A 25,121-nucleotide genomic window follows, 5' to 3' on the forward strand; every position below is an offset into this window, starting at 1 on the left:
ATGAGGATGGCGTAGGGTTCAGTGTATAGCGCGCGCTATCCCAGACAGCCGCATTCTACAATGCCATGTTTATTTAGACAAAAATGCTTCAGAGATTGAATGGTGCCCAGGACCGGAATCGAACCAGTGACACGCGGATTTTCAATCCGCTGCTCTACCAACTGAGCTACCTGGGCTAGCCATGCTTCTTAGGAAACATCCTGCTTGAGAATGTCAGGGCCTTGGTTCGCCCCGGAAGCGAGCGGGGTTATAGCATCTTGTTCGCCCATGGCAAGCATCAAATGATAGTTTTTTGACGGTCCTGCGGATTTTGGCGATTTGCGAGGAAAAATAAAGGCTTCGCGGTGGAAAACCTGCTCTGTTCCTTGGTCTTCACGCAATTGCGGACGCAAAAACCGCTGCACATTTTTGCTGGAATTGCCCTAGTTTTCCTCGTCGGGATAATCCGCCTTCGTCTCGTCGTCGGCCACGGGGATGGCGTAGGAGCCCGTCAGCCAGCGCGACAGGTCCACTTCGCGGCAGCGGTTGGAACAGAAGGGATAGTGTTCGCGGTTCGACGGTTTGCCGCATTCCGGGCAGGGGCGCGTCTTGCGCAGCGGCTTGACCTTGTCGTCGGTCTTCATTTCATCAGACATGGTTTCCTCCTACAGCATCGGCCCGAAAATCGTTCCGATTTTCGGAAAGCCTGATGCGTAGATTCAACAAGGTAGAGCGTCCTTTGTGCGTCCGAATGGACGCACGGCGCTCTAGCAGGAGATCAGCCCTCGGGCCAACGGCTGTGGACATCGAAGCCCTCGCCGGTCAAAAGCAGAATGGTTTCATAAAGCGGCAGTCCCACGACATTGGTGTAGGAACCCACCATTTTCTGCACGAAGGTGCCAGCCAGCCCCTGGATACCGTAGGCGCCGGCCTTGCCGCGCCACTGGCCCGAGGCAATGTAGTTTTCGATCTCGAAGCTCGACAGGCGCTTGAAGCGCACTTTGGTCTCGACGATCTTCTGGCGCACCTTGCGGTCGGGCGTGATCAGGCAGATGCCGGTATAGACAACGTGGTTGCGGCCGGAGAGCAGGTGCAGCGAGTTTGACGCCTCATCGGCAAATTCCGCCTTGCCGAGAATGCGGCGGCCGACGGCGACCACCGTATCGGCGGACAGGATATAGCTGCCCTTCCAGGTGATATCGCCCTTGATGGCGGCAAGTGCCGCTTCCGCCTTTTCGCCCGAGAGGCGGCGAGCGAGCGAGCGCGGATGCTCCGACTTCTTCGGTGCCTCGTCGATATCCATCGGCATCAGGCGCGAAGGCTCGATGCCGGCCTGATTGAGCAGATCGACGCGGCGGGGCGAGCCCGAGGCCAGAATGAGCTTGTATTTCAGCGCCATGGAACCTCGACCATCGGCAGGCGGGAGCGGAAACTCCGGGGAGCTTCGCAGACCAAGCTTACTTGAAGCGGTAGGTGATGCGGCCCTTCGTCAGGTCGTAGGGCGTCATTTCGACCAGAACCTTGTCGCCGGCGAGAACGCGGATGCGGTTCTTGCGCATGCGGCCGGCAGTGTGGGCAATGATCTCATGCTCGTTTTCGAGCTTCACGCGGAATGTCGCATTCGGCAGAAGTTCGGTCACGATGCCCGGGAATTCGAGGACTTCTTCTTTAGGCATATAAGGGTTTTCTTCCTGTGTGTTGGGTAAAGCGGCGCTGGGCGCCTCAAAATTTGCGCGGAAACTACACAATCAACGGGGATTTGTGAACCTCGTAGATCGGGCTTTCTATCTTTTGTTTCACGCCGATTGCGCGGCGATGCCATTTCTCTTGAGTAGCCGGCTTTCGATGAGGCCGGCGAGGTGATCGCGAACCTCTCGATAGCTGTCCAATATCTGCTCGCGCGTTCCGGTCACGACCGTCGGATCCATGGTCGGCCAGTAGACCACGTCAACGGCGCTGGAGCGGGTCAGCTCGAGTGCTGCGTGATGGGCCTGCGGTGAGAGCGTGATGATGAGGTCGAAATAATCGTCCTCAAGCTCCTCCAGCGTCTGTGGCTGGCGGCGGCCGAGCGACAGGCCAATTTCTTCCAGCACGACATCGACAAAAGGATCGCGTTCGCCGGCGCGAACGCCGGCAGACCTTATATAGGTATTTCCGGGGAGAATGCTACGGGCGATCGCTTCCGCCATCGGCGAGCGGATGACATTCAGCCCGCACATGAAGAGGATGGCGCCCGGCCGCTTTCCGTCCTCCGTTTCGACGTGCGGCTCCATCGCCGTCATCCACGCCAATAGAGCACGCAGACCAGCGTGAAGAGACGCCGGGCAGTGTCGAAATCGACATCGATCTTACCGGAAAGCCGGTCCTTCAGGGTCTGCGATCCCTCGTTGTGAATGCCGCGTCGGCCCATGTCGATCGCCTCGATGCGGCTCGGTGAGGCCGAGCGGATCGCCTCGTAATAGCTCTCGCAGATCATGAAATAGTCTTTCACGATCCGCCGGAATGGCGTCAGTGACAGGATATGGGTTGCAACATTCTCGCCCTTTTCCGTGGTGATGGAAAAGACCAGTTTGGAATCGACCAGAGAAATGTTCAGCCGGTAAGGCCCGCCGGCATGGCCGACGGGTGTGAAGGAATTCTCCTCGATCAGGTCGAAGATCGCCACCGCCCGCTCATGCTCGACATCAGGAGTCGAACGGCCGATCGTATCGTCAAGGACAACGTCGCAGAGCCGAAAGTCGTCCTTCACCATTCCCTCACCTTTCGAGGTTCAGGCGGATCGCGACCGATCGCGCATGGGCATCGAGGCCTTCGGAAACGGCAAGCGCAATCGCTGCCGGGCCAAGATCACGGAGCTGCTGCGGACCGAGCCGCAAGATCGAGGTGCGCTTGACGAAATCGAGAACCGAAAGGCCGGAGGAGAAACGGGCGGAACGTGCCGTCGGCAGCACGTGATTGGAGCCGCCGACATAATCGCCGATCACTTCGGGCGTATGGGCGCCGATGAAGATCGCGCCGGCATTGCGGATCTTGTCCACAAAGCCATCGGGATTGGCAACGGCGAGTTCCAGATGTTCGGCGGCGATACGGTTTGCGAGCGGAATGGCATCCTTGAGATCGGAGACAAGGATGATTGCGCCAAAATCGCGCCAGCTAGCCGCAGCAGTCTCTGCACGGTTCAGCGTCTTCAGCTGCCGTTCGAGGGCCGCTTCGACCGCCTTGCCGAATTCCTCGTCGTCGGTGATCAGGATGGCCTGGGAGCTCTCGTCATGCTCGGCCTGGGCGAGCAGATCAGCGGCAACCCAATCGGGATTGTTGTCCTTGTCTGCGATGACGAGCACTTCTGACGGGCCGGCGATCATGTCGATACCAACAGTGCCGAAGACATGGCGCTTGGCGGCGGCGACATAAGCATTGCCGGGGCCAGTAATCTTGGCAACCGGGGCGATCGTTTCCGTGCCATAGGCAAGGGCAGCAATCGCCTGCGCGCCGCCGACGCGGTAGATTTCATTGACGCCGGCAAGTTTAGCCGCGGCCAGCACTGCTGGATTGACCGAACCGCCCGTCGCCGGCACAGCGATAACAATGCGATCGACCCCTGCAACTTTCGCCGGTACGGCGTTCATCAGGACCGAGCTCGGATAGCTCGCCGTGCCGCCGGGCACATAGAGGCCGACGGCTTCGATTGCCGTCCAGCGCGAGCCGAGACCGACACCCATATTGTCTTCGTAGATATCGTCCTTCGGAAGCTGACGGCGGTGATGGGATTCGATGCGGAGTGCGGCGACCTTCAGGGCGCCGAGGACTTCGGATGGAGTAACCTCGACGGCATTGTCGATCTCTTCCTCGGTGACGCGCATGGGCACGGTGGCGTAGTCGATGCTGTCGAACTTCTTCGAATATTCGGCGAGAGCGACATCGCCGCGGGTGCGCACGTCATCGATAATGGCGCGTACCACGGCGTTGACGTCTTCGGAGACTTCCCGCTTGGTGGTCAGAAARGCCGCGAAACGCTGCTCAAAACCATCGGATGCCTGATTGAGCCAGATTGCCAAGGCGGTATTCCTTCTCTGATCGAAACTGTTGGGCTCAGGTGCCGGGGTGGCGCGGCTTGGAAGTCGTTTCCCAGGCGCCGCCGATATCGGCAAGCTGCACTTCGATGCATTCGACATCGAGGACGATGGAGGCCGTGCCGGACAGCGAGAGCTCCAGCGTGCCTTCCGGGCCTTCGCCCTCCTGCTCGAAACGCAAGGCCAGCAGCGACAGCACGTCGTCGCGCCGAGCACGGTCGATGCCGATCGAGCGGACGGAAAGTACGCGCTTGAAAACGAGAGCAGCGCGGCGGCGTTCGAAACCCTTGCGCTTGCGGGCCGCCTCTTCCCAGACGAAGCGGTTGGCGGCGAGCGAAAACTGCTTGTCGCGCGGCGACCAGTCGATATCGGCTACCTTGAGGACGCTGTCCTGCATATGTGCGGAAATGACGGCCAAGTCTTCGCTATCGAGCGCAACAAGCTTCAGGTCGGTCATCCAGCCTCTATCCCATGTCTTTCAGCCGCACCTGCGGCGATCTGTCAGACAAGGGAGATAAGGCGCTCAGACCAAATACGCAACCGGGATAAAGGGCGCATAAGCGCCCTTTTCTTACTCGCTGACGCGCTCAACGATAGCGCCGCAGCGGGTCAGCTTTTCTTCCAGCCGCTCAAAGCCACGATCGAGGTGATAGACGCGGGAAACCGTGGTCTCGCCTTCGGCGGCAAGCCCGGCGATAACGAGCGAAACGGAAGCGCGAAGATCGGTCGCCATGACCGGGGCGCCCTTCAGCCGCTGGACACCCTCGATCTTGGCCGTCTGGCCCGACAGAGAGATCTTCGCGCCAAGGCGGGCAAGCTCCTGCACATGCATGAAGCGGTTTTCGAAGATGGTTTCGGTGACATGCGAGACACCGGAAGAGCGGGTCATCAGCGCCATGAATTGCGCCTGCAGGTCTGTCGGGAAGCCCGGGAAGGGATCGGTGACGATATCGACCGGACTGATGCCGGCGCCGTTGCGCTTGATGCGCATGCCATTGTTGGTCGACGAGATATCCGCGCCGGCGCGGCGCAGCGTTTCCAGCGCCGTTTCCAGCAGGGCAATATCGGTATTTTCGAGTACGACATCGCCGCCGGCCATGGCGACGGCCATAGCATAGGTGCCGGTTTCGATACGGTCCGGCAGGACGCGATGGCGCGCGCCCGAGAGCGAGGTGACGCCTTCGATCGTGATGGTCGAGGTGCCTGCGCCGGAAATCTTCGCGCCCATGGCGTTCAGGCAGTTGGCAAGGTCTACGACTTCAGGCTCGCGGGCGGCATTGCCGATGACGGTCGTGCCGCGGGCAAGCGTTGCCGCCATCATCAGCACATGCGTGGCGCCAACCGAGACCTTCGGGAAGGTGTAATGTGTGCCAATGAGGCCGCCCTGCGGCGCCTTAGCATTGATATAGCCGCCGTCGATTTCCATCGTCGCGCCAAGAGCGGTCAGCCCGTCGATGAAGAGATCGACCGGGCGCGTGCCGATCGCGCAGCCGCCCGGCAGCGACACGCGGCAATAGCCTTCGCGCGCCAGAAGCGGACCGATGACCCAGAAGGAAGCGCGCATCTTCGAGACCAGCTCGTAGGGGGCGGTCGTATCGACGATGGTGCGGCAGGTGAAATGGATCGTGCGGGCGTAGGAATCTTCCTGGCGCTCGCGGCGACCGTTAACGGCAACGTCGACACCGTGATTGCCGAGGATGCGCATCAGCAATTCGACATCGGCAAGATGGGGCACGTTTTCCAGCGTCAGCGTATCGCTCGTCAGCAGCGAGGCGATCATCAGCGGCAGCGCGGCATTCTTGGCGCCGGAAATCGGAATGATGCCGTTAAGCTCATTACCGCCGACAATTCTGATACGATCCATGTGCACTTACGGGCGAGGCCCGCCTTTCCTCAAAAGTTTTGCCTGTGGGGGCAAGGCAAGAAGTGGGGGTCTTTAGAGCAAATCCCCCGACGCTTCAATTCGTCGCGGACCGAACATTACGATTCGTCCATTTTTGCGGCAGGCGTTTTTGCAGCGGGCAACCCATTCGTCTCGTCCGCCTGGCCGGATCGGCGAGCGCGCACCTGCTGTTTGCGTCTTGAAAGATTTTCTCTCAGCTTTTCGGCAGCCCGCTCGCGGCGCAATGCCGCTTGTGCTTCCATGGCCGCTTTCCGGCTCTGCCGGGCCTTCTCAGTCTCTTCGTTCATCCCCCAGAACTACCCGAATTCGCGCCATTCCAAAAGTGGGCGGGACGTTATTCCGAGAGAAGTTGGAATTTGCGGCTTGCACTCCTGCCGAAGCTGTGGCAATAGCCGCCCCGTTCACGCGAATTGAGCGTTTCCGCTTCTCGCGTCTGGTCCTGCTGCCGTAGCTCAGTGGTAGAGCACACCCTTGGTAAGGGTGAGGTCGGTGGTTCAATCCCACTCGGCAGCACCAGTTTTCCTCAACAAAATCAGCCAGAAGACTGTTGCCATGGTTTGCGCCATCGTGTGCTAAACAGCATAAAGCGGCGGAACAAAACAGGAATTGCACACACAATCCGTGCAATATCCGTGCAGAGCGTTCTCCGCTTGTTCGCCCTTGCCTTATCCAAAGGTCCCGCGCGCAAGATCGTAGTGCGCATCAAACCGCTGAATGATTGCCAATTCGAGATCGTAATTCCATTCGCAAGCTTCAATCCCAAGCTCGGCCCCGACATGGACGCTGAATTCTCTCAGCCCGAAGGATCTCTCAAAGTCTTCACGCATCAACTCGACGAAGGGGCTGGTATAATCAAGGATCTGGCCATCAAGTGGTCGCATCCGCCTTTAATACATCAAATCGCCGAGGCGGCGCACGCTCAAATGACAGCAGCTTAGGAAGCTCGACTTATTCGACCCTTTTCAAGCACTTAAGGGTAAAACTGCGGAATTTCTGTTGGAAATTACTGAACAAGATCAATGGGGTGTAAATCTGACGCCTACATTTCACCGATCCAGCCCTCCCTTCGTCCGGTGGGGTTGGGCGTGCTACTGGTGCCGATCAGTGCCTCCCTCGAAGGCGGCTTTGCGCTCAAAAGCTGCCATGGCCCGCCGCCACGGCAACATGACGGCCCTCGACTAGAATCTTGTGGGGCTGACGCTGAAATCGACCACATTAACGAGCGCTGCAATCGCTGGCGTTTCGCGCTGCGACCGAGACGGGATTGGTTTTTACGGCCGAACCGCTCGACCATGTGCTATATTCGCGCACAGGTTTTGGGCCCGATGTCAAGACCTCGTCTCCTGCATGTAAATGAAGCGTATGGAATGAAAGGAAATTCGATCATCACTTAGTTGGAGAGAAACCGTCATGAAACCTATGAGACTGATTTCACTGGCCTCGACGGCCGCTGCCTTGGCCTTTTCGTTCGGCTCGGCATGCGCACAGCAGGTCACCGGCACCCCAGGCTCGCCCGGGGCAACGACGACGATTGATGGGAGATACTTGCCCCCACAACCGCCAGCGTTCGGCGGCGAGATCAACCTTCAGGCCAGCCAGTCGAAACCGTATTGGCCCGCGCAAGTGGTGCCGCCCAAGGGTGCGCCCAACGTGCTCCTGATCATGACAGACGATCAGGGTTATGGCGTTTCGGGGACTTTCGGCGGTGTCATCCCAACTCCTGCAATGGATCGCATCGCAAACGCCGGATTGCGTTACACGCAGTTCCACTCAACTGCTCTCTGCTCACCAACACGGGCCGCGTTGATCACCGGACGCAACCACCACTCGGTCGGCTTCGGCATCATTTCCGAACAATCCACCGGCTATCCTGGCTACGACAGCGTCCTTGGCCTCGACAATGCCACCATCGGCACGATCCTCAAGCAAAATGGCTACGCGACATCCTGGTTTGGCAAGAACCACAACACCCCGAGCTACCTGTACAGCGCGGCCGGGCCATTCGACCAATGGCCGATTGGCATGGGGTTCGACTATTTCTACGGCTTCATGGGTGGCGAGACCGACCAGTGGACGCCCTACCTCTTTCAGAACATGACGCAGATTTTCCCCTGGGTCGGGAAGCCCGACTACAACCTCACCACCGATCTGGCGGACGAAGCGATCCGGCATTTACGGCAGCTTAACTCAGCCGCGCCCGACAAGCCGTTCTTCCTCTACTATGTCCCGGGTGGCACCCATTCACCGCACCAGCCAACCAAGGAGTGGATCGACAAGTTCAAGGGCAAGTTCGACATGGGTTGGAACGCCCTGCGCGACCAGATCTTCGCCAACCAGAAGCGGCTCGGTGTGATCCCCGCGAACACCGAACTGACGCCCTGGCCGGATGATCTGAAGAAGTGGGACACGCTCACCGCTGACGAAAAGCGACTGTTCGCGCATCAAGCGGAAGTGTACGGCGCCTATGCAGCCTACACCGACCATGAGATTGGCCGGGTAATCCAGGAGGTCGAGGATGAGGGAAAGCTCGACAACACTCTGATTATCTACATCAGCGGCGATAACGGCACCAGCGCCGAAGGCACCACCGTCGGCACGCCAAACCAGTACACCGCCTACAACGGCATTCTCGATCTTCCTATCGCGGATCAGTTGAAGGCCTATGATGCTTGGGGGCTCCCCCCAACCTATCCGCACATGTCAGTTGCTTGGTCATGGGCGTTTGACACACCGTTCAAATGGACCAAGCAAGTGGCGTCGCATTTCGGCGGCACTCGCCAGGGCATGGCCATTTCATGGCCCGGCCATATCAACGACGTCGGCGGCATCCGCACGCAGTTTCATCACATGATCGACATCGTGCCAACCATCCTGGAGGTGACCGGCATCCCGGCGCCTCTGGTCGTTAACGGCATTGCGCAAAAGCCCATCGAGGGGTGAGCATGGCCTACACCTTCGACAAGGCAAACGCCAACGCTGCCTCGAAACGCACCACGCAATATTTCGAGATGTTCGCGAATCGCGCGATCTATCACGATGGCTGGATCGCGGCGACGACCCCACCAGCCCCACCCTGGCTCCTCGGCACCGCGAAGCTACCCGAGGATGTGATCAATGGCTATAAATGGGAGCTCTACAACCTCACTGACGACTATTCGGAGAACAACGACCTCGCCGCCAAAATGCCCGACAAGTTGCGCGAACTGCAGCAGCTTTTCCTGGTGGAGGCTGAGAAGTACAATGTCTTCCCTCTCGACAATTCCGTCCTGCCACGCATCATTGCGCCACGGCCGAGCGCGACAGCAGGGCGAACCCTCTTCACCTACCCGGGCGAGGTGTCCGGCATACCGGTTAGTGACGCACCCAGCATCCTGAACAAGTCTTACACCATAACCGCCGATGTGGATGTTCCCCAGGGCGGAGCAGAGGGAATGATCACCACTTTGGGTGGCCGCTTCGGTGGCTACGGCCTCTATCTGCTTAAGGGCAAGCCGGTGTTCCTCTACAACCTCGTCGACCTTGAACGCTTTCGCTGGGAAGGGCAGGACGCGCTGGCACCGGGCAAGCACACCATCGTTTTCGACTTCACCTACGATGGCCCCGGCTTCGGAAAAGGCGGCACCGGCGTGCTAAAGGTGGACGACAAGGAAGTCGCCAACCAGAAAGTCCCGCACACCGTGCCCTTCCTCATGTCAATCGATGAAACCTTCGACGTGGGCGTCGATACCCGCACTCCCGTCGATGACGGTGACTACAGTGTGCCTTTCCCCTTCACCGGAAAGCTCGACAAGGTTGCCTTCAAGCTGGGCGGACCCAGCTAGGAGCAAATGATCAGGCAATTACCCGTAGTAGGCTCGCCAAAGCGAACAACTAAGGCACTATAGGACGGCGGGCTCCCTTTCCGGGGTGCCCGCAAATGCTTACGAGGGACCGGCGGCGCTAGTCTCATCATAGTGTTCGAGAGTGGTACGAGCCTTCGGCATAATCGAGCTATCTATGCACGAGCCGAGACCTAAATTCACTCGCGTATTTTTGTCATCCCGAACCACTTCACGCAATCTCACTCAAAAAGACAGTAAGAAGGCCTTCGAAGGCTCTAACTAGAGTGGGACTTCGTGCCGGAGTACTGCATTGGGGCCATATCAATGGCTTGTGAACCTCCCGCAATCAACACGCTTCCGGTGCCACAGTTGTGGCGTGATCTCTGGTGGTGGAGTGAGCCTCTCTATTGGTCCCGACGTCTACTGCGAACCAAAAAGAGATGGCTGCCAGCGCTAAGACTGCATAGGTGAAAAATGTGCAAAATCCGTGCAGTCCAATATTCCCAAGGGCAATACCTCAAGGCTGGCAATCGCTTGCGCGATCTAGCGGAAACCCTTGGTAAGGGTGAGGTCGGTGGTTCAATGCCACTCGGCAGCACCAGTTTTCTCCTTTAGCATTATCCCCCGCGCCAATCGGCGCCATTGCTGCCGGCAAAAATCTCGCTAGAATATTAGCATTCTGAAGCCTTTGCGGAGGAACCCGAAGGCTTCATTCAATGTTTCTATCGAGACATGCTGGAGGAGCGTCGATGGCAACTGAACGATGGAATAGTCCGATCAAGGTAGGTTTCGAAGAGGCGGGAGCACGCACGGTTAACGGACCGTTTGACGCGCTGACCTGCCTGACCGATCTCTGGCCTGCCGTGCGCGGATTGAAATATCTCAAGGCACGCAGCGCCTGCCGCGCCGCACTCGATGGAAGAAAGACTGTCGAAGAGGCCCGCGCGGAGTTTATGGCGGCGGCCGAGGAAGCAAAGCTTAAAGTGCATTAAGCTTTCGGCGGCGGTATCGGACAATAAAAGTCCGATCTGTTCCGAAACGAAGCAATGCTTAATTTTCACTTAACCTTGCACGGAGCTCGCGCAGGGCTTTGCCTCGAAAGACGTTGCGCCATTCATCTGTTCATCAATAGAACGACGCCAGCCATCATGATGATGGTTAGAGGCTCGTCACCCTCTGCGGGAGACTGCAGACGAGCCTCGTCCGAAAGAAACTTCGAATATTCGATCAGCAATCCGAAGTATCCTCATCCTCCACCTGAATATATCCTACACCGATGATTGTGCCATCTGCAGCACGGATGAAGGACGGCAGGTAATGCGGTTCGGCGGGCTTGCAGACGGCGGCGCTGGTATATTCGTTCAGCGCTATTTCGTCTTTCGGCAGGGCCGAATAACTCATGTCGGTTTCAAGTGAGGCATAGGCGGAGCCGGCAAAGGCACCGCATCCCAGAAGAAGGGCCGTGGCCCACAGGCGTATAAGCGTTTGCATTATTGTCTCCAGTATTGAAATCCGCTCTTCAACACGCGGGACAGGGGGTTGGTTCCTTGGAAATTCCTGTTGCGGATCGCGATTTATCTCACCAGCAGGCGGCAATGCACGTAACCGCTTCCGACAATGTCCTCGGCTATTGCCAGGGCCCGCTCACTATCACCCCATTGGCTTACGAAACCTTCGAGTATGACGGAGGGGCCAATAGTGGAGACGATGATTTCGGTCGCATCGACATCGGCTGCGGCATGCAGGGCGCTTTCCACGGACGCACGCATAGCGGCCGTATTGTGGCCCTTCATCCAGGCTTCCTTGTGGAGTGGCGAGCTATGAAACCGCGGCACCATGACCGTTCCTGACATTGGCTAATGGGGATTTAACGCAAGAAGACGACGTTTGTTGCCATACGCAGCCGGCTGGATGCATAGTCGCCGCGATGGTGGTGCTCCGATACTCCCGTCCCTGCCGGCGCCATCGGCAGAAGCCCATGCAATTGCGGCCGAGGAAAATAATGATGAAAGCGCTGGTGCCCGCACTTCTTGCCACGACCCTTCTGGCCGCACCTCTGCTGGCAGGCTGTTCCGCCGCGGACGCGCCTGCGCTGGAGCCCATTCCCGGCAGCATCACCTATGGCGGGCCGCCGCGCACGAAGCTGACGAAATCGCCGATCGGCAGTGCCGTCCACAACGACTTCTACGATCAGCAGGGCCAGCGCGTCTACGAAACCTATATTCTCCAGCCCGACCGCAGCCTGAAGCTGGTGCGGCGCCAGATTGTGCCGGACTTTCCGTAATAGTGCATGGCGACCTACGCCTGCTTGACAGCGGCGCCAATCGAGAACATCCAAGGAACATCTGATTTTATTCGCAGGCGCTGATTCTCCCGCGAAGCCCAACCGGACGGCTGGATGTATCTCGAAAGACTCAATCCCCAGCAACGCATGGCCGTGGAGCACGGCACACTCACAGACGGCAGCCATGTGGCCGGGCCGCTGTTGGTCATCGCCGGGGCCGGATCAGGCAAGACCAATACGCTCGCGCATCGTGTTGCGCACCTCATTCTCAAGGGTGCCGATCCGCGCCGTATCCTGCTGATGACCTTTTCGCGCCGGGCGGCTGCCGAAATGGGCCGGCGCGTCGAACGTATCTGCGGCGAGGTTCTCGGCAAAAATTCCGGCATCATGGCGGATGCGCTCGCCTGGAGCGGCACGTTTCACGGTATCGGCGCGCGACTCTTGCGCGACTATGCCGAGCAGATCGGCATCGACCCGGCCTTTTCCATCCATGACCGGGAAGACAGCGCCGACCTGATGAACCTCATGCGCCACGATCTCGGCTTCTCCAAGACGGAAAGCCGGTTTCCGACGAAGGGCACCTGCCTTGCCATCTATTCGCGTGCCGTAAACTCCGAAACGGAACTGCCGCTGGTGCTGCGCGACGCCTTCCCCTGGTGCGCCACCTGGGAAAAGCAGCTTCGCGAGCTTTTTGCCTGTTATGTCGAGTCGAAACAGAGCCAGAATGTGCTCGATTACGACGACCTGCTGCTCTACTGGGCACAGATGGTGGCCGAACCCATGATCGCCGAGGATATTGGCAGCCGCTTCGACCATGTGCTCGTTGACGAGTATCAGGACACCAACAGGCTTCAGTCTTCGATCCTGCTTGCCCTCAAGCCTGATGGCCAGGGCCTGACCGTTGTCGGCGACGATGCGCAGTCGATCTATTCCTTCCGCGCGGCCACAGTGCGCAACATTCTCGATTTTCCGGCGTCCTTCAGCCCGGCTGCCAATATCGTCACGCTCGACCGCAACTACCGTTCGACGCAGCCGATCCTTGCCGCCGCCAACGCGGTGATCGACCTTGCTTCCGAGCGTTTCACCAAGAACCTCTGGACGGAGCGGGAATCGCCGGAACGGCCACGGCTGGTGACGGTGCGCGACGAGAACGATCAGGCGCGCTATGTGGCCGACAAGGTTCTCGACAATCGCGAGGAGGGCGTGAAGCTGAAAAGCCAGGCCGTGCTCTTCCGCGCCTCGCATCACAGCGGCCCACTTGAGGTGGAACTCACCCGCCGCAACATTCCTTTCGTGAAGTTTGGTGGGCTGAAATTCCTCGACAGTGCGCATGTGAAGGACATGCTGGCAGCGCTTCGCTTCGCCCAGAACCCGCGCGACCGAGTGGCTGGTTTCCGGCTGATGCAGATCCTTCCAGGTGTTGGCCCTTCCACCGCGCAGAAGGTGTTGGACCAGATGGCCGAGGATGCGAGCCCGATGGCAGCGCTTGCCGTCATGCCCGCACCGCCGCGCTCGGGCGAGGACTGGACCTCCTTCGTTTCCACCATGCGGGAGCTGAAAACCGGCAAGGCCGGCTGGCCTGCCGAGATCGAGCTGGTACGGCGATGGTATGAGCCGCATCTGGAACGGCTGCATGAGGATGCGAGCGCGCGGCTTGCCGATCTCGTGCAACTCGAGCAGATCGCCGGTGGTTATGCCTCGCGTGAGCGCTTCCTGACGGAGCTCACGCTCGATCCGCCCGATGCGACTTCGGATCAGGCGGGCGTGCCGCTGCTCGACGAGGACTATCTCATCCTCTCGACCATCCATTCGGCCAAGGGGCAGGAATGGACCAAGGTCTTCATGCTGAACGTCATCGACGGCTGCATCCCCTCGGATCTCGCAGTCGGCACGACGGCGGAAATCGAGGAGGAGCGGCGATTACTCTATGTAGCGATGACCCGCGCCAAGGACAGCCTCGATCTCGTCGTACCACAGCGTTTCTTCACCTATGGGCAGAATTCGCAGGGCGACCGGCATGTCTATGCGTCGCGCAGCCGCTTCATTCCAGCCACGCTGTTGCAATTCTTCGAGGTCTGCGGCTGGCCGCAGGTCAAGACCGATACGGCAGCCGCCCAGCAGGCGCGGCAAGTGCGTATCGATGTCGGCGCGCGTATGCGCGGCATGTGGCGCTAAGCGATTCCAGGAAAAGTGCGAAGCGGTTTTCTGTCCCGAATTGCGCTAAAATAAAAGGTTAGAGCGCGAGCGGCGGTTTGGCAGGCTCGAAGAAGCGGCTGATCATCTCATCGTTTACCAGAGCGATTGTCGCTGGCGACCATTTCGGATTACGGTCCTTGTCGACCACGGCCGCGCGTACGCCCTCATAGAAATCGTGACCAAGCAGGATTTGCATACAGGCGCCGAGCTCCCGGGCAAGGCATTCGCCGAGCGTACGGCTTTGACGCCCGGCTCGCAACAAGCGCAGCGCCAGCTTTAGGCTGGTCGGTGAACGTGTCAGAATCACGCGGCGGGTCTCGGCGGCGAACTCGCCCTCTTCCTTCGCGAGCGCCGAGACTATCTCCTCGACGCTGTTGAAGTGGAAGGCGCGGTCGATCAATGCAGCATTTGCCTGCAATCTTCCCTCGCCCGGATGAGCCGAGAGGTCAAGCAGGAGGGCGTCCACATCCGCCGAGGAACTTCCTGCACGCAGGTTCGCAAGAGCCTCGATGGCCTCTTCACGACGAGAGGACGAGATACAGAGATCGGCGAGGCCGGAATAGATCGCATCGGCAGCATTGATGTCGAGGCCGGTCAAGGCCATCCACGTGCCGCTTTCGCCCGAGGTGCGCGGCAGCAGCCATGTGGCGCCGATATCGGGAAAATAGCCGATGCCGGTTTCCGGCATGGCAAGGCGGGTGCGCTCGGTGACGATGCGATGGCGGCCATGGGCGGAAAGCCCGACGCCGCCGCCCATGGTGATGCCGTCCATCAGTGCCACATAGGGCTTCGGATAATTGGCGATCCTATGGTTGAGGCGGAATTCCTCGCGCCAGAAGGTTTCCGCCATACCGTCGCCGGCGCGACCRCTCTGGTGAATGGCGCGAATATCGCCGCCGGCGCAGAAACCGCGCTCGCCTTCGCCCATTATGACAACGCTCGCCACGCTTTGATCCCCAGCGAAATCATCAAGGGCGGCGGCAATCGTGCGCACCATGGGGATGACTAGGCTGTTCAGCGCCTTTGGGCGGTTAAGCCGGATAAGACCCGTCGTGCCCCGTCGTTCAACGATGACTTCGCTTTGATTGCTGTTGTCCATGATCCCACCTCGCTCCTTCCCTAGGAATAAACGGGGTTGAGCCAGGGTTCCAGTGGCTGTCTGACCAATCAGGCAGAAAGGGACTGCGAAACGGCGACATCGCGCCGCACCGCGTAATCGATCGCCAGTTCCAGCGGCAGCGGCCGCGAGAAATAATAGCCCTGCGCCAATCTTACGCCGATGCCTTTCAGCGACTCGGCGACATCCTCGCTTTCGACACCCTCGGCCACGGAGGCGATGCCGAGGTTCTGGCAGAGACTGGCGACGGAGCGGGTGATGTTCATGCAGCGCGCATCGCGGTCGAAATTCATCACAAAGGCCTTGTCGATCTTCAGCTTGTCGAAGGCCAGGCGGTGGATGTGGCTCAAGCTCGAATAGCCGGTGCCAAAATCGTCAAGCGCGATCGAGATGCCGGCAGCACGCAGCATGCCAATCACCTGATCGGCAGTGTCGAAATCGGACAGGAGTGCCGTCTCGGTGATCTCGAACTCGATGCGTTTCGGATCGACACCGGAGCGGCTGATCATGGCGAGCAATGCCATCGATGTTTCATGATCGCAGATGTCGCGGGCCGACAGGTTGAAGGAGACGCGCAGATGCGCCGGCATGATCTTCAGTGCGTCGAGCGCCTGGCCGAAGAGAATGCGTGTTATGCGGCCGATCACCGCCGTGCGTTCGGCAGCCGGAATGAAGGCGTCCGGACTGATGCGGCCGAAGCGGGCGCTATCCCAGCGCGCAAGGGCCTCAAAACCGACGACGCGGCCGCTGCGCAGCTCCAGGATCGGCTGATATTCGAGCTTCAACTCCTTGGCGAAATTGTCGGCCTGCAGCTCCAGCTCGATCAGGTAGCGTTGTGTCAGGATTTTTTCGTGTTCCGGCGAGAAGAATTCCACACCGCCGATGCGCTTGCTCTTGACCTGGTAGAGCGCGAAATCCGCTTTCTCGTAGAGATCTTCGGCCGTGTACTCGCCAGCGTCAGGATAGACGATGCCGCAGGAGCCGGAAACGCGCACCGAACCGTCAGGAATGTCGAAGGGTTCACGCACTGCCGCACAGAGCGCCACGCCGAGGTCAGAGACGGCCCTGAGCGTCATGCCGGAGGGGAAGATGATGCCGAATTCATCGCCGCCAAGACGCGAGACGATGCCCTGATCACCCAACAACGAGACGAAGCGGCGTGCCGTCTCCTTCAATACGACGTCGCCGGCCGCATGGCCGAAGACATCATTGACCGGCTTGAAGCCATCGAGATCGACGATGCCGATGACGGGCGGTGAAGACGGATCCTTCAGCAGCATCTTTTCGAGCGACAGGAAGAAGCTGCGGCGATTGGCAAGGCCCGTCAGCTGGTCCTGCAGCGCATTGCGGCTGTTGACGAGGTTCAGTTCCTCGGCTTCTGCCTGTTTCTGCTTGAGCTCTTCGGCAAGCCGCACCAGGTGCGCGAAGTTCTGGAAGTAGCTGTTGATGACACGCAGGAAGGGCAGCACCAGGAACAAGCCACTGACTGCCGTGGCCACAAAGACCGGGTTGCCGGAAAAGAGGAAGGTCACGATCATGGCTGTGAAAGTGATGACCGTGGTGATTGCCGCGGCGAGCGGCAGATGCATCAGGCAAAAGACGCAGGAAATGCCGGTTACGACCAGGAAATAGGCGATCTGTCCCTGCTGCGAGGCATCGCCATATTGATAGAGCGCGATAGCCCAGCCGCCGAAGCCGATCGTGAGGATAACCGCGCCGACCAGCGTCACCTTCATCAGCCGTAGCGCACGCTCCGGCGTGACGTTTTCCTTGCCACTGATCTCCCACCAGCAGAGGCGGAAGACGCAGACGATGCTGAGACCGACGGGGATGTAGAGCGAAAGCCAAAGAGGCGCTGACTTGATGTGTGTGATGGCCACAGCCAGCGCATTGATGACGAGGAGAACGTACAGAATCGGAATCTGTGATGACAAAGCTTCGAACTGCGCCACCAGAAACTTTGGATTATCTTTTTGCAGCCGTAATGACGCTATGAAGTTCTTCATGATCCCTTTTCCCTTGGCGGAAACGAGCCAGAGAAAGCTTGATTATTCCTTATTCACGTAACGTCAGGCCACCCGCACTGCGCCGGGATGGTAAATGTTCGGTTGCATTTCAGAAAGAAGCCGCAGCCAGTGCGCGATGAATGCTATGCAGATCGTCGACGCTCCTGTTCATCAGGAAGAGTTCCCAATCGAGCGAGCTGCGGACGATGGTTTCCAGTGAGTCGTGTTTCGGTGCCCAGTCCAGCACGCGACGGGCAAGCGTCGCATCGGCGACGACGCTTGCCGCGTCGCCCGGCCGGCGTGGCGCCATGTTGATCTTGAACGAGTGACCGTTCAAGCGGGTGACCATGTTCAACACATCGAGCACGGAATAGCCGCTGCCATAGCCGCAGTTGGCGACAAGTGGCCCCCTGCCCTGGCGCAGATGCTGGAGCGCCTTCAAATGCGCCGCCGTCAAATCGCTCACATGAATGTAGTCGCGCACACCGGTGCCGTCATGGGTCGGGTAGTCGAAGCCATAGACGGCGACGCTGTCGCGCTTTCCGAGTGCGGCCTCACAGGCGACCTTGATGAGATGGGTCGCGCCCGAGGTCGACTGGCCGGTACGCAGCTGCGGATCGGCGCCTGCAACGTTGAAATAGCGTAGTGCCACATAGCCGAAGTCATAGGCGGCGGCAGCGTCACGAAGCATCATTTCGGTCATCAGCTTCGACTGGCCGTATGGATTTTCCGGATTGAGTGGTGCCGTTTCCTTCACGGGCACGGAGCCCTTCTGCTGACCGTAAACAGCGGCTGTCGAGGAGAAGACGAAGTTACGGATGCCCGCCTTGATCGCAGCACTCAGCAGGGCGCGTGTCTTGCCGGAATTGTTGTCGTAATAAGAAAGAGGGTCAGAGACCGAGACCGGCACGACGGCAGAGCCGGCGAAATGGATGATCGCCTCGATATCGTTTTCGATGAAGATCTTCTTCAGCACGTCCGGATCGGCGACATCGCCGAGATAGAAGCGCGCGGCCGGCGCCACGGCCCAGCGAAAGCCGGTGGAGAGGTTGTCGAGCACGACGACATCTTCACCGACATCCAACAGCGTCCAAACCATGTGGCTGCCGATATATCCAGCCCCACCTGTCACCAGAACCGCCATGTCTGCATTCCCTGTTTTATCTTTTTCGGGAGCATCAGAACGGCTTTTTCCTTTCCGATTTTATTATCAAACGGCCTCGGAAAGCCTTTGCGGCCGGTATGTTTTGACATGTGGTTAGAGGCGCATTTCAGGCTTTGCTACAATTTTATCGACCAGCTGGTTTTGGGACGAAAACGCCTCGCGACCCCTCTTTTTGGGTTCGTTGACATCAAGCAGGCGGTGGGGCAAATTAGTGTCATGAACAACTTCGCGTTCCAGGCTATGACGATGGGCATGACGACCACCCTTTGCGGTGAGGGCGTCGGCTTGTGACCTGAAACTGTTCACTACACCCGACCCAACCCCGCCGGACACGCGCGGGGTTTTCTGTTTCTGCCCCGATGTCCGCCCCATGCAAAGGACTTCTCGTGGCACAAGATCTTCTCTCAATGCCGGTTCGTAACCCGCTTCTCCAAAACAGGGAGCGGCAGCGATGAGACTCTACCTGTCATCCTACCGGCTCGGCGCCAGCGCCTTCCGGCTGAGGAAACTTCTCAATGGCGGACGGCGCGCCGCCGTCATCCAGAACGCGCTGGACTTCATTTCGGCCGATTCCCGGCGTGCCTACGAGGCCAATATCTACGATCCCAAGGAAGAACTTGCCGATTGGGGGATCGAGGCGGAAGAAGTGGATTTGCGAGACTATTTTGGGCAACCGCACGCGCTGAAAGAGGCGCTCGCCGGCTTCGACCTCGTTTGGGCCGTCGGCGGCAATGCATTTCTTCTGCGGCGGGCCATGCGGCAGAGCGGCTTCGATCGCATCATCGGGGAATTGCTGCGCCAGGATGCGCTCGTCTATGGCGGCTTCAGCGCCGGGGCGGTCGTTGCAACGCCCTCGCTAAAGGGTATCGACATCATGGACGATCCGCAGCAGCTTGCACCGGATTACGACGAAGCAATCCTGTGGGACGGTCTCGGACTCGTCGATTTCTCCATCGTCCCGCATTACCGCTCTGACCATGATGAGGCCGAAGCTGCCGAAAAGACCGTCCAGTTCCTTGAAGAAGCCGGCACGCCCTTTCAGCCGCTGAGAGACGGCGAAGTCATCATCGTCGAGGGCCGGAATGTGACGCTGCTACCGGTGCTGCCGGAAGCGATGCGTCGCTCCGCCTAGAGCTTCAGGATATAGTCGCAAAGCCGCTCGGCCGCGACTGTCACCTGCGCCGGATCGCGCAGGAAGCAGGCGCGCAGAAAAAGCTCGCCGCCGGGTCCGAAGGCCGTGCCGGGAGCAAGGCCGACGCCGGTCTTGTCGACGATGTCGATCGCAGCCTTGCGGCTGTCGGTAACGCCGTCGATCTTGAGGAAGGCGTAAAGCGCGCCATCGGGCTTCAGTGTTTCGACCCGATTGGTGGCGATCAGTGCATCGCAGAGGATATCGCGGGAGCGGGTTGCCTTGTCGATGTTCGACTGCACGAAGGCGTCACCCTCGTTGAGGGCTGCGACCGCGCCCTTCTGCATGAACTGTGCGACGCCCGAGGTCGAATACTGGATCAGGTTTTCCAGCACCTGCCCGGTTTCCGGCGGCGCGACGATCCAGCCGACACGCCAGCCGGTCATAGACCAGTTCTTGGAGAAGGAGTTGACGAAGATGATCTTGTCGCCTGGCTCCATGACGTCGAGGAAAGACGGCGCGCGGCCGCCAGCATAGAAATAACGCGCGTAGATCTCGTCCGCCATGATCCAGAGATCATGTTTGCGTGCCAGCGTCAGGATATCGGCCAGATCCTTCTTCGTCGCGGTCCAGCCGGTCGGGTTTGATGGGGTATTGATAAAGAGGCCGCGGGTCCTCGGCGTGATCGCCGCTTCGATGCGATTGAGGTCGACAGCCCAGGTACCGCCTTCGAACTGAAGCTCGACGCCGACCGAACGGGCGCCGGCGATTTCAAGCGCAGCAGCGATATTCGGCCAGGCCGGGGTGAGGTAGACGAGCTCGTCACCGGGCGAAGTCAGCGCCTGGACGGCGATCTGGATCGCCTGCATGCCGGAGCCGGTGACATAGAAATGCTCTGGCGGCAGGCGGATGCCGAAATGCCTGAAATAATAATCCGACAGCGCCTGGCGCAGTTCGGGAATGCCGCGCTGCCAAGTATAGAAGGTCTCGCCGGCAGCGAGCGCCTGCATGGCGGCCTGATTGATGAAATCGGGAGTGGGAAGATCACCTTCGCCGACCCAGAGCGGCAAGAGGCCCTCACGGCCACGGGCATAATTGACGACTTCGACGATCCCGCTTTCTGGCGCTGCAATGGCGCGCGGGCTGAGGCTGCTTATAATCGACATGCATATCTCCAGTTCACGCCTTCATAGTGGATTTGCAGACGCAAATCCCATGACAAAGCGTGATGGCATATTGATTTCCGTGATGGATGAGCCCGGCCGGAGCGGACGGGCTCCGAGCCGAATCAGACGGCTGGGCGCTTGGCGAGAAGGTCGCGGATTTCCGTCAGCAGCGCGACATCTGCCGGCGGCGGCGGAACCTCTGCAGGCGCTTCCTTCGCCTTGCGCTCAACCTGCTCGCGCAGAATGTTCACAGCCTTGATCATCAGGAAGATGATCCAGGCGAGGATCACGAAATTGATGAGGACCGTGATGAAATTGCCGTACGCGAAAACGGCGCCGTGGCTGCGGGCAAGTGCAAGGGTTGGCTGCCCATAGGCGTCCTTAGACAGCGGGATGTAGTAATTGGAGAAGTCGAAACCGCCGAAAATCGCACCGACGATCGGCATGATCATGTCTTCGACCAGCGACTTGACGATGCCGCCGAAGGCGCCGCCGATGATAACACCGACTGCGAGATCCATGACATTGCCGCGGGCGATGAAAGCTTTGAACTCATTGAGCATCCGATCTGCCTCCCCTTGATGCATTTTCAAAGACATGCCGTTGTTTTCATTAGCTACACCTTCATCTCAATTAATCAATCGGCAATTGGAAATATTCGGACACTGCCCCCATCCGCGTAGAACTTAAGACCAAGGCCGCGGGAATTTTCAAACTTGCTGAATTGCCCTAATCTCGGACTGTTCCGGGAGGACGGCGGATTGTCCGTCGGCGGAGGGTCAATGCTTCCAGGCTGGGTCATATTTGCGTTTGCCTTGGGTTATCTTCTGCTGCTCTTCGCAGTAGCAAGCTATGGCGACCGCCGGAGCCGGAAATTCGGCGTGCCGGAAGGCGGCCGGCCTGTGGTCTATGCGCTCAGCCTGGCGATCTACTGCACCTCCTGGACCTATTTCGGAGGCGTCGGCCTTGCGGCTCATCACGGGCTGGAATTTGCCGGCATCTATATCGGGCCGATCCTCGTCTTCACCCTCGGCATGCCGCTTTTGAAGCGCATCATCGAACTCGCCAAGGCGGAGAAGCTTACATCCGTCGCCGATTTCATTGCCGCGCGCTACGGCAAGAATTCCACCGTTGCGACCATCGTGGCGCTGATCTGCCTCATCGGCACCATCCCCTATATCGCGCTGCAGCTGAAATCCATTTCGGCGACGGTCACGGCCATGGTCAATCCGTCCGACTATGGCATCGGCAGCGGCAACCTCTACTTCCTCGACCTTCCGCTGATCGTCACGCTGGTGCTTGCCTGCTTCGCGATCATGTTCGGCACACGCCACACCGATGCGACGGAACATCAGGACGGGCTCATCCTCGCAGTATCGATGGAGTCGATGGTGAAGCTGGTTGCCTTCCTGACGGCGGGCATCTGCGTCATCTGGTTCCTGTTCGACGGGCCAAGCGATCTGTGGCAGAAAGGATCGGAGAACGCCCTGGTCACCGCCGCACTCGACTATCAGACACCGCTTAGCCGATGGATCACGCTGACGCTGCTTTCGGCCTTCGCCATTATCATGCTGCCGCGCCAGTTCCATGTCACCGTCGTCGAAAACCGCACCGCAAAGCAGCTCCGGCTCGCGGGCTTTCTCTTCCCGCTTTATCTGATCGCCATCAATCTCTTTGTGCTGCCGGTTGCTATCGGCGGGCTGCTGACCTTCGGCGGTAACGGCAATGCAGACCTTTACGTGCTCTCTCTGCCGCTTGTGGGGCAAATGCCTATTGTCTCGCTGATCACCTTCATCGGCGGATTTTCGGCGGCGACCGCCATGGTGATCGTCGATTCCGTGGCGCTTTCCATCATGGTGTCGAACGACATCGTCATGCCGTTCTTCCTGCGTCGGAAGCTCGCGGGCCTTGCGAGCCAGCGCGACGACTTCGCAAAGAGCCTGCTCAATATCCGCCGCAGCGCCATCTTCGCCGTGCTGCTGCTTGGCTACGCCTATTACCGTTCGACCGACAGCACGGCAGGGCTCGCCTCGATCGGCCTGCTCTCCTTTGCCGCCATCGCGCAGATTGCGCCCGCCCTCTTCGGCGGCATGATCTGGTGGCGGGCGAATGCGCGCGGCGCCATCCTCGGCCTCTCGTCCGGCTTCATCATCTGGGTCTACCTGCTGTTCCTGCCCTCATTCGGAGGCCCGGATTATTCCTATGTGGCGAGCAGTTTCCTCGGCTTCATCTTTCCCGGTACAACGCTCTTCACCGGGCAGGATGCCGATCCGCTCGTCAATGCGACGGCAATGAGCCTGCTCGTCAATACCGCCGCCTTCATCGTCGGCTCGCTGACGCGCAATGCCAAGCCGCTGGAACGCATCCAGGCCGGCATCTTCGTCAAGCGGCATTCGCGCTCGCAATTTGCCACGCGGGGCTGGAAGACCCGCATCAGCGTGGGCGATCTCAAGACGGCGATCTCCCGCTATCTCGGCGAGGAGCGCATGCAGCGCTCGCTTGCGACCTATGAACAGACGTCCGGCCGCAAGCTGGAGGACGACCAGCCGGCGGATATGGCGCTCATCCATTTCACCGAGCAGCTTCTCGGCAGCGCCATCGGCTCCTCCTCGGCGCGGCTCGTGCTGTCGTTGATCCTGCAAAAAATCGAGGATGCTTCCTCCGACACGGCCTGGCTGCTCGATCAGGCGAGTGAAGCACTGCAATATAATCAGGACATGCTGCAGACGGCGCTCTCGCAGATGGATCAGGGTATTGCCGTCTTCGACAGTTCCAATCGGCTGACGATCTGGAACCGCCGCTTCCGGCAATTGCTGGACCTGCCGGAAAATGCCGGCCAGGTGGGTTTTCCGCTATCGGAAATCGTCAGTATCCTCAGCCAGCGCGGCGATATCGCACCGGGCGACCAGGGCCAAGCAGTGCGGCATTTCCTGACGCTCGACAAGCCCTTCCCGCTGGTGCTCGGCGGCGGCGAGCGCATCATCGAAGTTCGCTCGAATGCCATGCCGGACAAGGGCATCGTCGCCACCTTCACCGATATCACCCAGCGCGTGGCCGCCGACCGCGCGCTGAAACAGGCAAACGAGACGCTGGAGCAGCGTGTCGTCGAGCGCACCGCGGAGCTGACACGCGTCAACAAGGAACTCGCCGAGGCGCGTGCAGCGGCCGAGGAGGCCAATATCGGCAAGACGCGCTTCTTTGCTGCCGCCGGCCACGATATTCTGCAGCCGCTCAATGCGGCCCGGCTCTATTCTTCCGCGCTCGTCGAACGCATGGCGCAATCGGAAAACAGCCTAATCGTGCGCAATATCGATTCCGCGCTGGAATCGGTCGAATCCATTCTCGGCGCCGTGCTCGATATTTCCCGGCTTGATACCGGCGCCATGCGCCCGCGGCTGGCGTCCGTGCCGCTTTCCGATCTGCTGGAACGCATCGAGACCGATTTTGCGCCGATCGCCCGCGAGAAGAAACTGAAGCTCAAGGTCATCCCGACTTCGCTGCGGGTGCGCTCCGATCCGAACCTGCTGCGCCGTCTCGTACAGAACCTCGTTTCCAACGCCATCAAATATACGGTCAGCGGCAAGGTGCTGGTCGGGGTAAGGCGACGTGGCAATCAAGTGATGATCCAGGTGATGGATTCCGGCATCGGCATACCGCCTTCGAAATTCCGGACGGTGTTCAAGGAATTCGCGCGGCTGGATGAGGGTGCCAAGACCGCGTCGGGCCTCGGGCTCGGCCTCTCCATCGTCGATCGCATCGCGCGCGTGCTCAATCACAAGGTCGAGCTTCATTCAACGCATGGCAAGGGCACGGAATTCCGTATTCTCATGCCGCTCGATATCTCGAAGAGCGCGGAAGCCGCGGCAGCCGTCGTTCCCGTTGACCGCACGGCGCAGCCGCTGAAGGGATTGCGCATCCTCTGCATCGATAACGAAACCAAGATCCTCGAAGGCATGCGACTGCTGATCGACGGATGGGGCTGCGACACGCAGGCAGCGGATTCGCTTTCCGTTGTTCAGGCGCTGTCGATGCGCCAGCCGCCCGATCTCGTCATTGCCGACTATCATCTTGCGGACGGGACCGGGGTCGAAGCGATCCTGCATCTGCGGCAGCATTTCGGTGTCGATATTCCGGCCCTACTCGTCACTGCCGACAGGACGCCGGAGGTGCGCGCCGAGGCGGAGAAGCATGGCATCGCCGTACAGCACAAGCCGGTGCGGCCGGCGGCACTTCGCGCCTATATCACCCAGATTTCCGGCCTGAAGCGCACCGCCGCGGAGTGAAG

At 59.5% G+C, this 25,121-nt stretch carries 22 protein-coding genes, 2 tRNA genes and 1 pseudogene; 8 read left to right on the forward strand and 17 right to left on the reverse strand.

Features of this window, described 5'->3' with window-relative positions; all coding sequences use genetic code 11:
- Nucleotides 1-100: 100 nt before the first annotated feature.
- The 10 genes from AC1DM5_RS13310 to AC1DM5_RS13355 form a co-directional block, all read right to left on the reverse strand.
- Nucleotides 101-176: transfer RNA gene (locus AC1DM5_RS13310), tRNA-Phe, on the reverse strand.
- Between the two features lie 246 nt (nt 177-422).
- Nucleotides 423-635 carry a DNA gyrase inhibitor YacG gene (gene yacG, locus AC1DM5_RS13315; protein ID WP_310378916.1) on the reverse strand — a complete coding sequence of 71 codons (213 nt, stop codon included), beginning with the start codon at nt 633-635 and terminating at the stop codon, nt 423-425.
- Nucleotides 636-757: 122 nt separating this feature from the next.
- Nucleotides 758-1,378, reverse strand: coding sequence for a Maf-like protein (locus AC1DM5_RS13320; protein WP_007821131.1), 621 nt, complete (start codon nt 1,376-1,378; stop codon nt 758-760).
- A 58-nt stretch (nt 1,379-1,436) separates the two neighbouring features.
- A complete protein-coding gene (gene infA / locus AC1DM5_RS13325) occupies nt 1,437-1,655 on the reverse strand; it encodes a translation initiation factor IF-1 (RefSeq protein WP_003545338.1) in 219 nt (72 codons plus the stop codon).
- Nucleotides 1,656-1,775: 120 nt separating this feature from the next.
- Nucleotides 1,776-2,261: an arsenate-mycothiol transferase ArsC gene (locus AC1DM5_RS13330; protein ID WP_193385624.1), complete on the reverse strand. Its 486-nt coding sequence runs from the start codon at nt 2,259-2,261 to the stop codon at nt 1,776-1,778.
- Nucleotides 2,258-2,731 carry a UPF0262 family protein gene (locus tag AC1DM5_RS13335; protein WP_007821133.1) on the reverse strand — a complete coding sequence of 158 codons (474 nt, stop codon included), beginning with the start codon at nt 2,729-2,731 and terminating at the stop codon, nt 2,258-2,260. Before AC1DM5_RS13335 ends, AC1DM5_RS13330 begins: the two co-directional genes overlap by 4 nt.
- A 4-nt stretch (nt 2,732-2,735) precedes the next feature.
- Nucleotides 2,736-4,034: a histidinol dehydrogenase gene (hisD, locus tag AC1DM5_RS13340; RefSeq protein ID WP_477818948.1), complete on the reverse strand. Its 1,299-nt coding sequence runs from the start codon at nt 4,032-4,034 to the stop codon at nt 2,736-2,738.
- 34 nt (nt 4,035-4,068) lie between these two features.
- Nucleotides 4,069-4,506 (reverse strand): DUF2948 family protein, encoded by a 438-nt coding sequence (locus AC1DM5_RS13345; RefSeq protein ID WP_477818949.1) that lies wholly within the window; start codon nt 4,504-4,506, stop codon nt 4,069-4,071.
- 114 nt (nt 4,507-4,620) lie between these two features.
- Complete coding sequence (gene murA / locus AC1DM5_RS13350) at nt 4,621-5,913, reverse strand: UDP-N-acetylglucosamine 1-carboxyvinyltransferase (RefSeq protein WP_477818950.1); 1,293 nt, start codon at nt 5,911-5,913, stop codon at nt 4,621-4,623.
- Between the two features lie 116 nt (nt 5,914-6,029).
- On the reverse strand, nt 6,030-6,239 hold the full coding sequence (locus AC1DM5_RS13355) for a hypothetical protein (protein ID WP_037071850.1): 210 nt from the start codon (nt 6,237-6,239) through the stop codon (nt 6,030-6,032).
- A gap of 154 nt (nt 6,240-6,393) precedes the next feature.
- Between AC1DM5_RS13355 and AC1DM5_RS13360 the strand changes: the two genes are divergently transcribed.
- From AC1DM5_RS13360 to AC1DM5_RS13375, 4 genes and pseudogenes are all read left to right on the forward strand, one after another.
- Nucleotides 6,394-6,468, forward strand: a tRNA-Thr gene (locus AC1DM5_RS13360).
- 134 nt (nt 6,469-6,602) lie between these two features.
- A complete protein-coding gene (locus AC1DM5_RS13365; RefSeq protein ID WP_477818951.1) occupies nt 6,603-6,890 on the forward strand; it encodes a hypothetical protein in 288 nt (95 codons plus the stop codon).
- A gap of 481 nt (nt 6,891-7,371) precedes the next feature.
- A pseudogene (locus tag AC1DM5_RS13370) lies at nt 7,372-9,773 on the forward strand (arylsulfatase).
- A 749-nt stretch (nt 9,774-10,522) separates the two neighbouring features.
- The gene (locus AC1DM5_RS13375) at nt 10,523-10,765 is read left to right on the forward strand and encodes a DUF982 domain-containing protein (RefSeq protein WP_007821147.1); all 243 of its coding nucleotides are present in this window, start codon (nt 10,523-10,525) and stop codon (nt 10,763-10,765) included.
- A gap of 235 nt (nt 10,766-11,000) precedes the next feature.
- On the opposite strand, the gene AC1DM5_RS13380 is transcribed toward AC1DM5_RS13375, so the two are convergent.
- Nucleotides 11,001-11,264 (reverse strand): hypothetical protein, encoded by a 264-nt coding sequence (locus tag AC1DM5_RS13380; protein ID WP_007821148.1) that lies wholly within the window; start codon nt 11,262-11,264, stop codon nt 11,001-11,003.
- 83 nt (nt 11,265-11,347) lie between these two features.
- Nucleotides 11,348-11,566, reverse strand: a complete 219-nt coding sequence (locus AC1DM5_RS13385; RefSeq protein ID WP_477818952.1) for a BON domain-containing protein — start codon at nt 11,564-11,566, stop codon at nt 11,348-11,350.
- 212 nt (nt 11,567-11,778) lie between these two features.
- Here AC1DM5_RS13385 and AC1DM5_RS13390 point away from each other — a divergent pair, with 212 nt between their 5' ends.
- A complete protein-coding gene (locus AC1DM5_RS13390) occupies nt 11,779-12,057 on the forward strand; it encodes a hypothetical protein (protein WP_477818953.1) in 279 nt (92 codons plus the stop codon).
- A gap of 114 nt (nt 12,058-12,171) precedes the next feature.
- Nucleotides 12,172-14,232 (forward strand): ATP-dependent helicase, encoded by a 2,061-nt coding sequence (locus tag AC1DM5_RS13395; RefSeq protein WP_477818954.1) that lies wholly within the window; start codon nt 12,172-12,174, stop codon nt 14,230-14,232.
- A gap of 58 nt (nt 14,233-14,290) precedes the next feature.
- Here the strand turns inward: AC1DM5_RS13395 and AC1DM5_RS13400 are convergent, their stop codons facing one another.
- From AC1DM5_RS13400 to galE, 3 genes are all read right to left on the reverse strand, one after another.
- Nucleotides 14,291-15,352, reverse strand: a complete 1,062-nt coding sequence (locus AC1DM5_RS13400; protein ID WP_477818955.1) for an enoyl-CoA hydratase/isomerase family protein — start codon at nt 15,350-15,352, stop codon at nt 14,291-14,293.
- 68 nt (nt 15,353-15,420) lie between these two features.
- Nucleotides 15,421-17,376, reverse strand: coding sequence for an EAL domain-containing protein (locus AC1DM5_RS13405; RefSeq protein WP_113184029.1), 1,956 nt, complete (start codon nt 17,374-17,376; stop codon nt 15,421-15,423).
- A gap of 109 nt (nt 17,377-17,485) precedes the next feature.
- The gene (galE, locus tag AC1DM5_RS13410) at nt 17,486-18,520 is read right to left on the reverse strand and encodes a UDP-glucose 4-epimerase GalE (RefSeq protein WP_477818956.1); all 1,035 of its coding nucleotides are present in this window, start codon (nt 18,518-18,520) and stop codon (nt 17,486-17,488) included.
- A 472-nt stretch (nt 18,521-18,992) separates the two neighbouring features.
- Between galE and AC1DM5_RS13415 the strand changes: the two genes are divergently transcribed.
- Nucleotides 18,993-19,673 carry a Type 1 glutamine amidotransferase-like domain-containing protein gene (locus AC1DM5_RS13415; protein WP_477818957.1) on the forward strand — a complete coding sequence of 227 codons (681 nt, stop codon included), beginning with the start codon at nt 18,993-18,995 and terminating at the stop codon, nt 19,671-19,673.
- Here AC1DM5_RS13415 and AC1DM5_RS13420 read toward each other — a convergent pair.
- Nucleotides 19,670-20,836, reverse strand: coding sequence for a pyridoxal phosphate-dependent aminotransferase (locus AC1DM5_RS13420; protein ID WP_477818958.1), 1,167 nt, complete (start codon nt 20,834-20,836; stop codon nt 19,670-19,672). The genes AC1DM5_RS13415 and AC1DM5_RS13420 overlap by 4 nt on opposite strands.
- A gap of 122 nt (nt 20,837-20,958) precedes the next feature.
- Nucleotides 20,959-21,399 (reverse strand): large conductance mechanosensitive channel protein MscL, encoded by a 441-nt coding sequence (gene mscL, locus AC1DM5_RS13425; protein ID WP_477818959.1) that lies wholly within the window; start codon nt 21,397-21,399, stop codon nt 20,959-20,961.
- 219 nt (nt 21,400-21,618) lie between these two features.
- Between mscL and AC1DM5_RS13430 the strand changes: the two genes are divergently transcribed.
- Nucleotides 21,619-25,119 (forward strand): PAS domain-containing hybrid sensor histidine kinase/response regulator, encoded by a 3,501-nt coding sequence (locus AC1DM5_RS13430; RefSeq protein ID WP_477818960.1) that lies wholly within the window; start codon nt 21,619-21,621, stop codon nt 25,117-25,119.
- The last annotated feature ends 2 nt before the right edge of the window (nt 25,120-25,121 follow it).

The organism is Rhizobium sp. 01T437, assembly GCF_056398505.1.

What these genes read in the sequence shown, in the direction of transcription:
- galE (WP_477818956.1), bottom strand. Translation starts at nt 18,520, where the DNA reads ATGGCGGTTCTGGTGACAGGTGGGGCTGGATATATCGGCAGCCACATG.
- AC1DM5_RS13420 (WP_477818958.1), bottom strand. Translation starts at nt 20,836, where the DNA reads ATGTCGATTATAAGCAGCCTCAGCCCGCGCGCCATTGCAGCGCCAGAA.
- AC1DM5_RS13345 (WP_477818949.1), bottom strand. Translation starts at nt 4,506, where the DNA reads ATGACCGACCTGAAGCTTGTTGCGCTCGATAGCGAAGACTTGGCCGTC.
- AC1DM5_RS13335 (WP_007821133.1), bottom strand. Translation starts at nt 2,731, where the DNA reads ATGGTGAAGGACGACTTTCGGCTCTGCGACGTTGTCCTTGACGATACG.
- mscL (WP_477818959.1), bottom strand. Translation starts at nt 21,399, where the DNA reads ATGCTCAATGAGTTCAAAGCTTTCATCGCCCGCGGCAATGTCATGGAT.
- AC1DM5_RS13395 (WP_477818954.1), top strand. Translation starts at nt 12,172, where the DNA reads ATGTATCTCGAAAGACTCAATCCCCAGCAACGCATGGCCGTGGAGCAC.
- murA (WP_477818950.1), bottom strand. Translation starts at nt 5,913, where the DNA reads ATGGATCGTATCAGAATTGTCGGCGGTAATGAGCTTAACGGCATCATT.
- AC1DM5_RS13385 (WP_477818952.1), bottom strand. Translation starts at nt 11,566, where the DNA reads ATGAAGGGCCACAATACGGCCGCTATGCGTGCGTCCGTGGAAAGCGCC.
- AC1DM5_RS13375 (WP_007821147.1), top strand. Translation starts at nt 10,523, where the DNA reads ATGGCAACTGAACGATGGAATAGTCCGATCAAGGTAGGTTTCGAAGAG.
- AC1DM5_RS13355 (WP_037071850.1), bottom strand. Translation starts at nt 6,239, where the DNA reads ATGAACGAAGAGACTGAGAAGGCCCGGCAGAGCCGGAAAGCGGCCATG.
- AC1DM5_RS13430 (WP_477818960.1), top strand. Translation starts at nt 21,619, where the DNA reads ATGCTTCCAGGCTGGGTCATATTTGCGTTTGCCTTGGGTTATCTTCTG.
- AC1DM5_RS13380 (WP_007821148.1), bottom strand. Translation starts at nt 11,264, where the DNA reads ATGCAAACGCTTATACGCCTGTGGGCCACGGCCCTTCTTCTGGGATGC.
- AC1DM5_RS13415 (WP_477818957.1), top strand. Translation starts at nt 18,993, where the DNA reads ATGAGACTCTACCTGTCATCCTACCGGCTCGGCGCCAGCGCCTTCCGG.
- AC1DM5_RS13330 (WP_193385624.1), bottom strand. Translation starts at nt 2,261, where the DNA reads ATGACGGCGATGGAGCCGCACGTCGAAACGGAGGACGGAAAGCGGCCG.
- infA (WP_003545338.1), bottom strand. Translation starts at nt 1,655, where the DNA reads ATGCCTAAAGAAGAAGTCCTCGAATTCCCGGGCATCGTGACCGAACTT.
- yacG (WP_310378916.1), bottom strand. Translation starts at nt 635, where the DNA reads ATGTCTGATGAAATGAAGACCGACGACAAGGTCAAGCCGCTGCGCAAG.
- AC1DM5_RS13405 (WP_113184029.1), bottom strand. Translation starts at nt 17,376, where the DNA reads ATGAAGAACTTCATAGCGTCATTACGGCTGCAAAAAGATAATCCAAAG.
- AC1DM5_RS13390 (WP_477818953.1), top strand. Translation starts at nt 11,779, where the DNA reads ATGAAAGCGCTGGTGCCCGCACTTCTTGCCACGACCCTTCTGGCCGCA.
- AC1DM5_RS13320 (WP_007821131.1), bottom strand. Translation starts at nt 1,378, where the DNA reads ATGGCGCTGAAATACAAGCTCATTCTGGCCTCGGGCTCGCCCCGCCGC.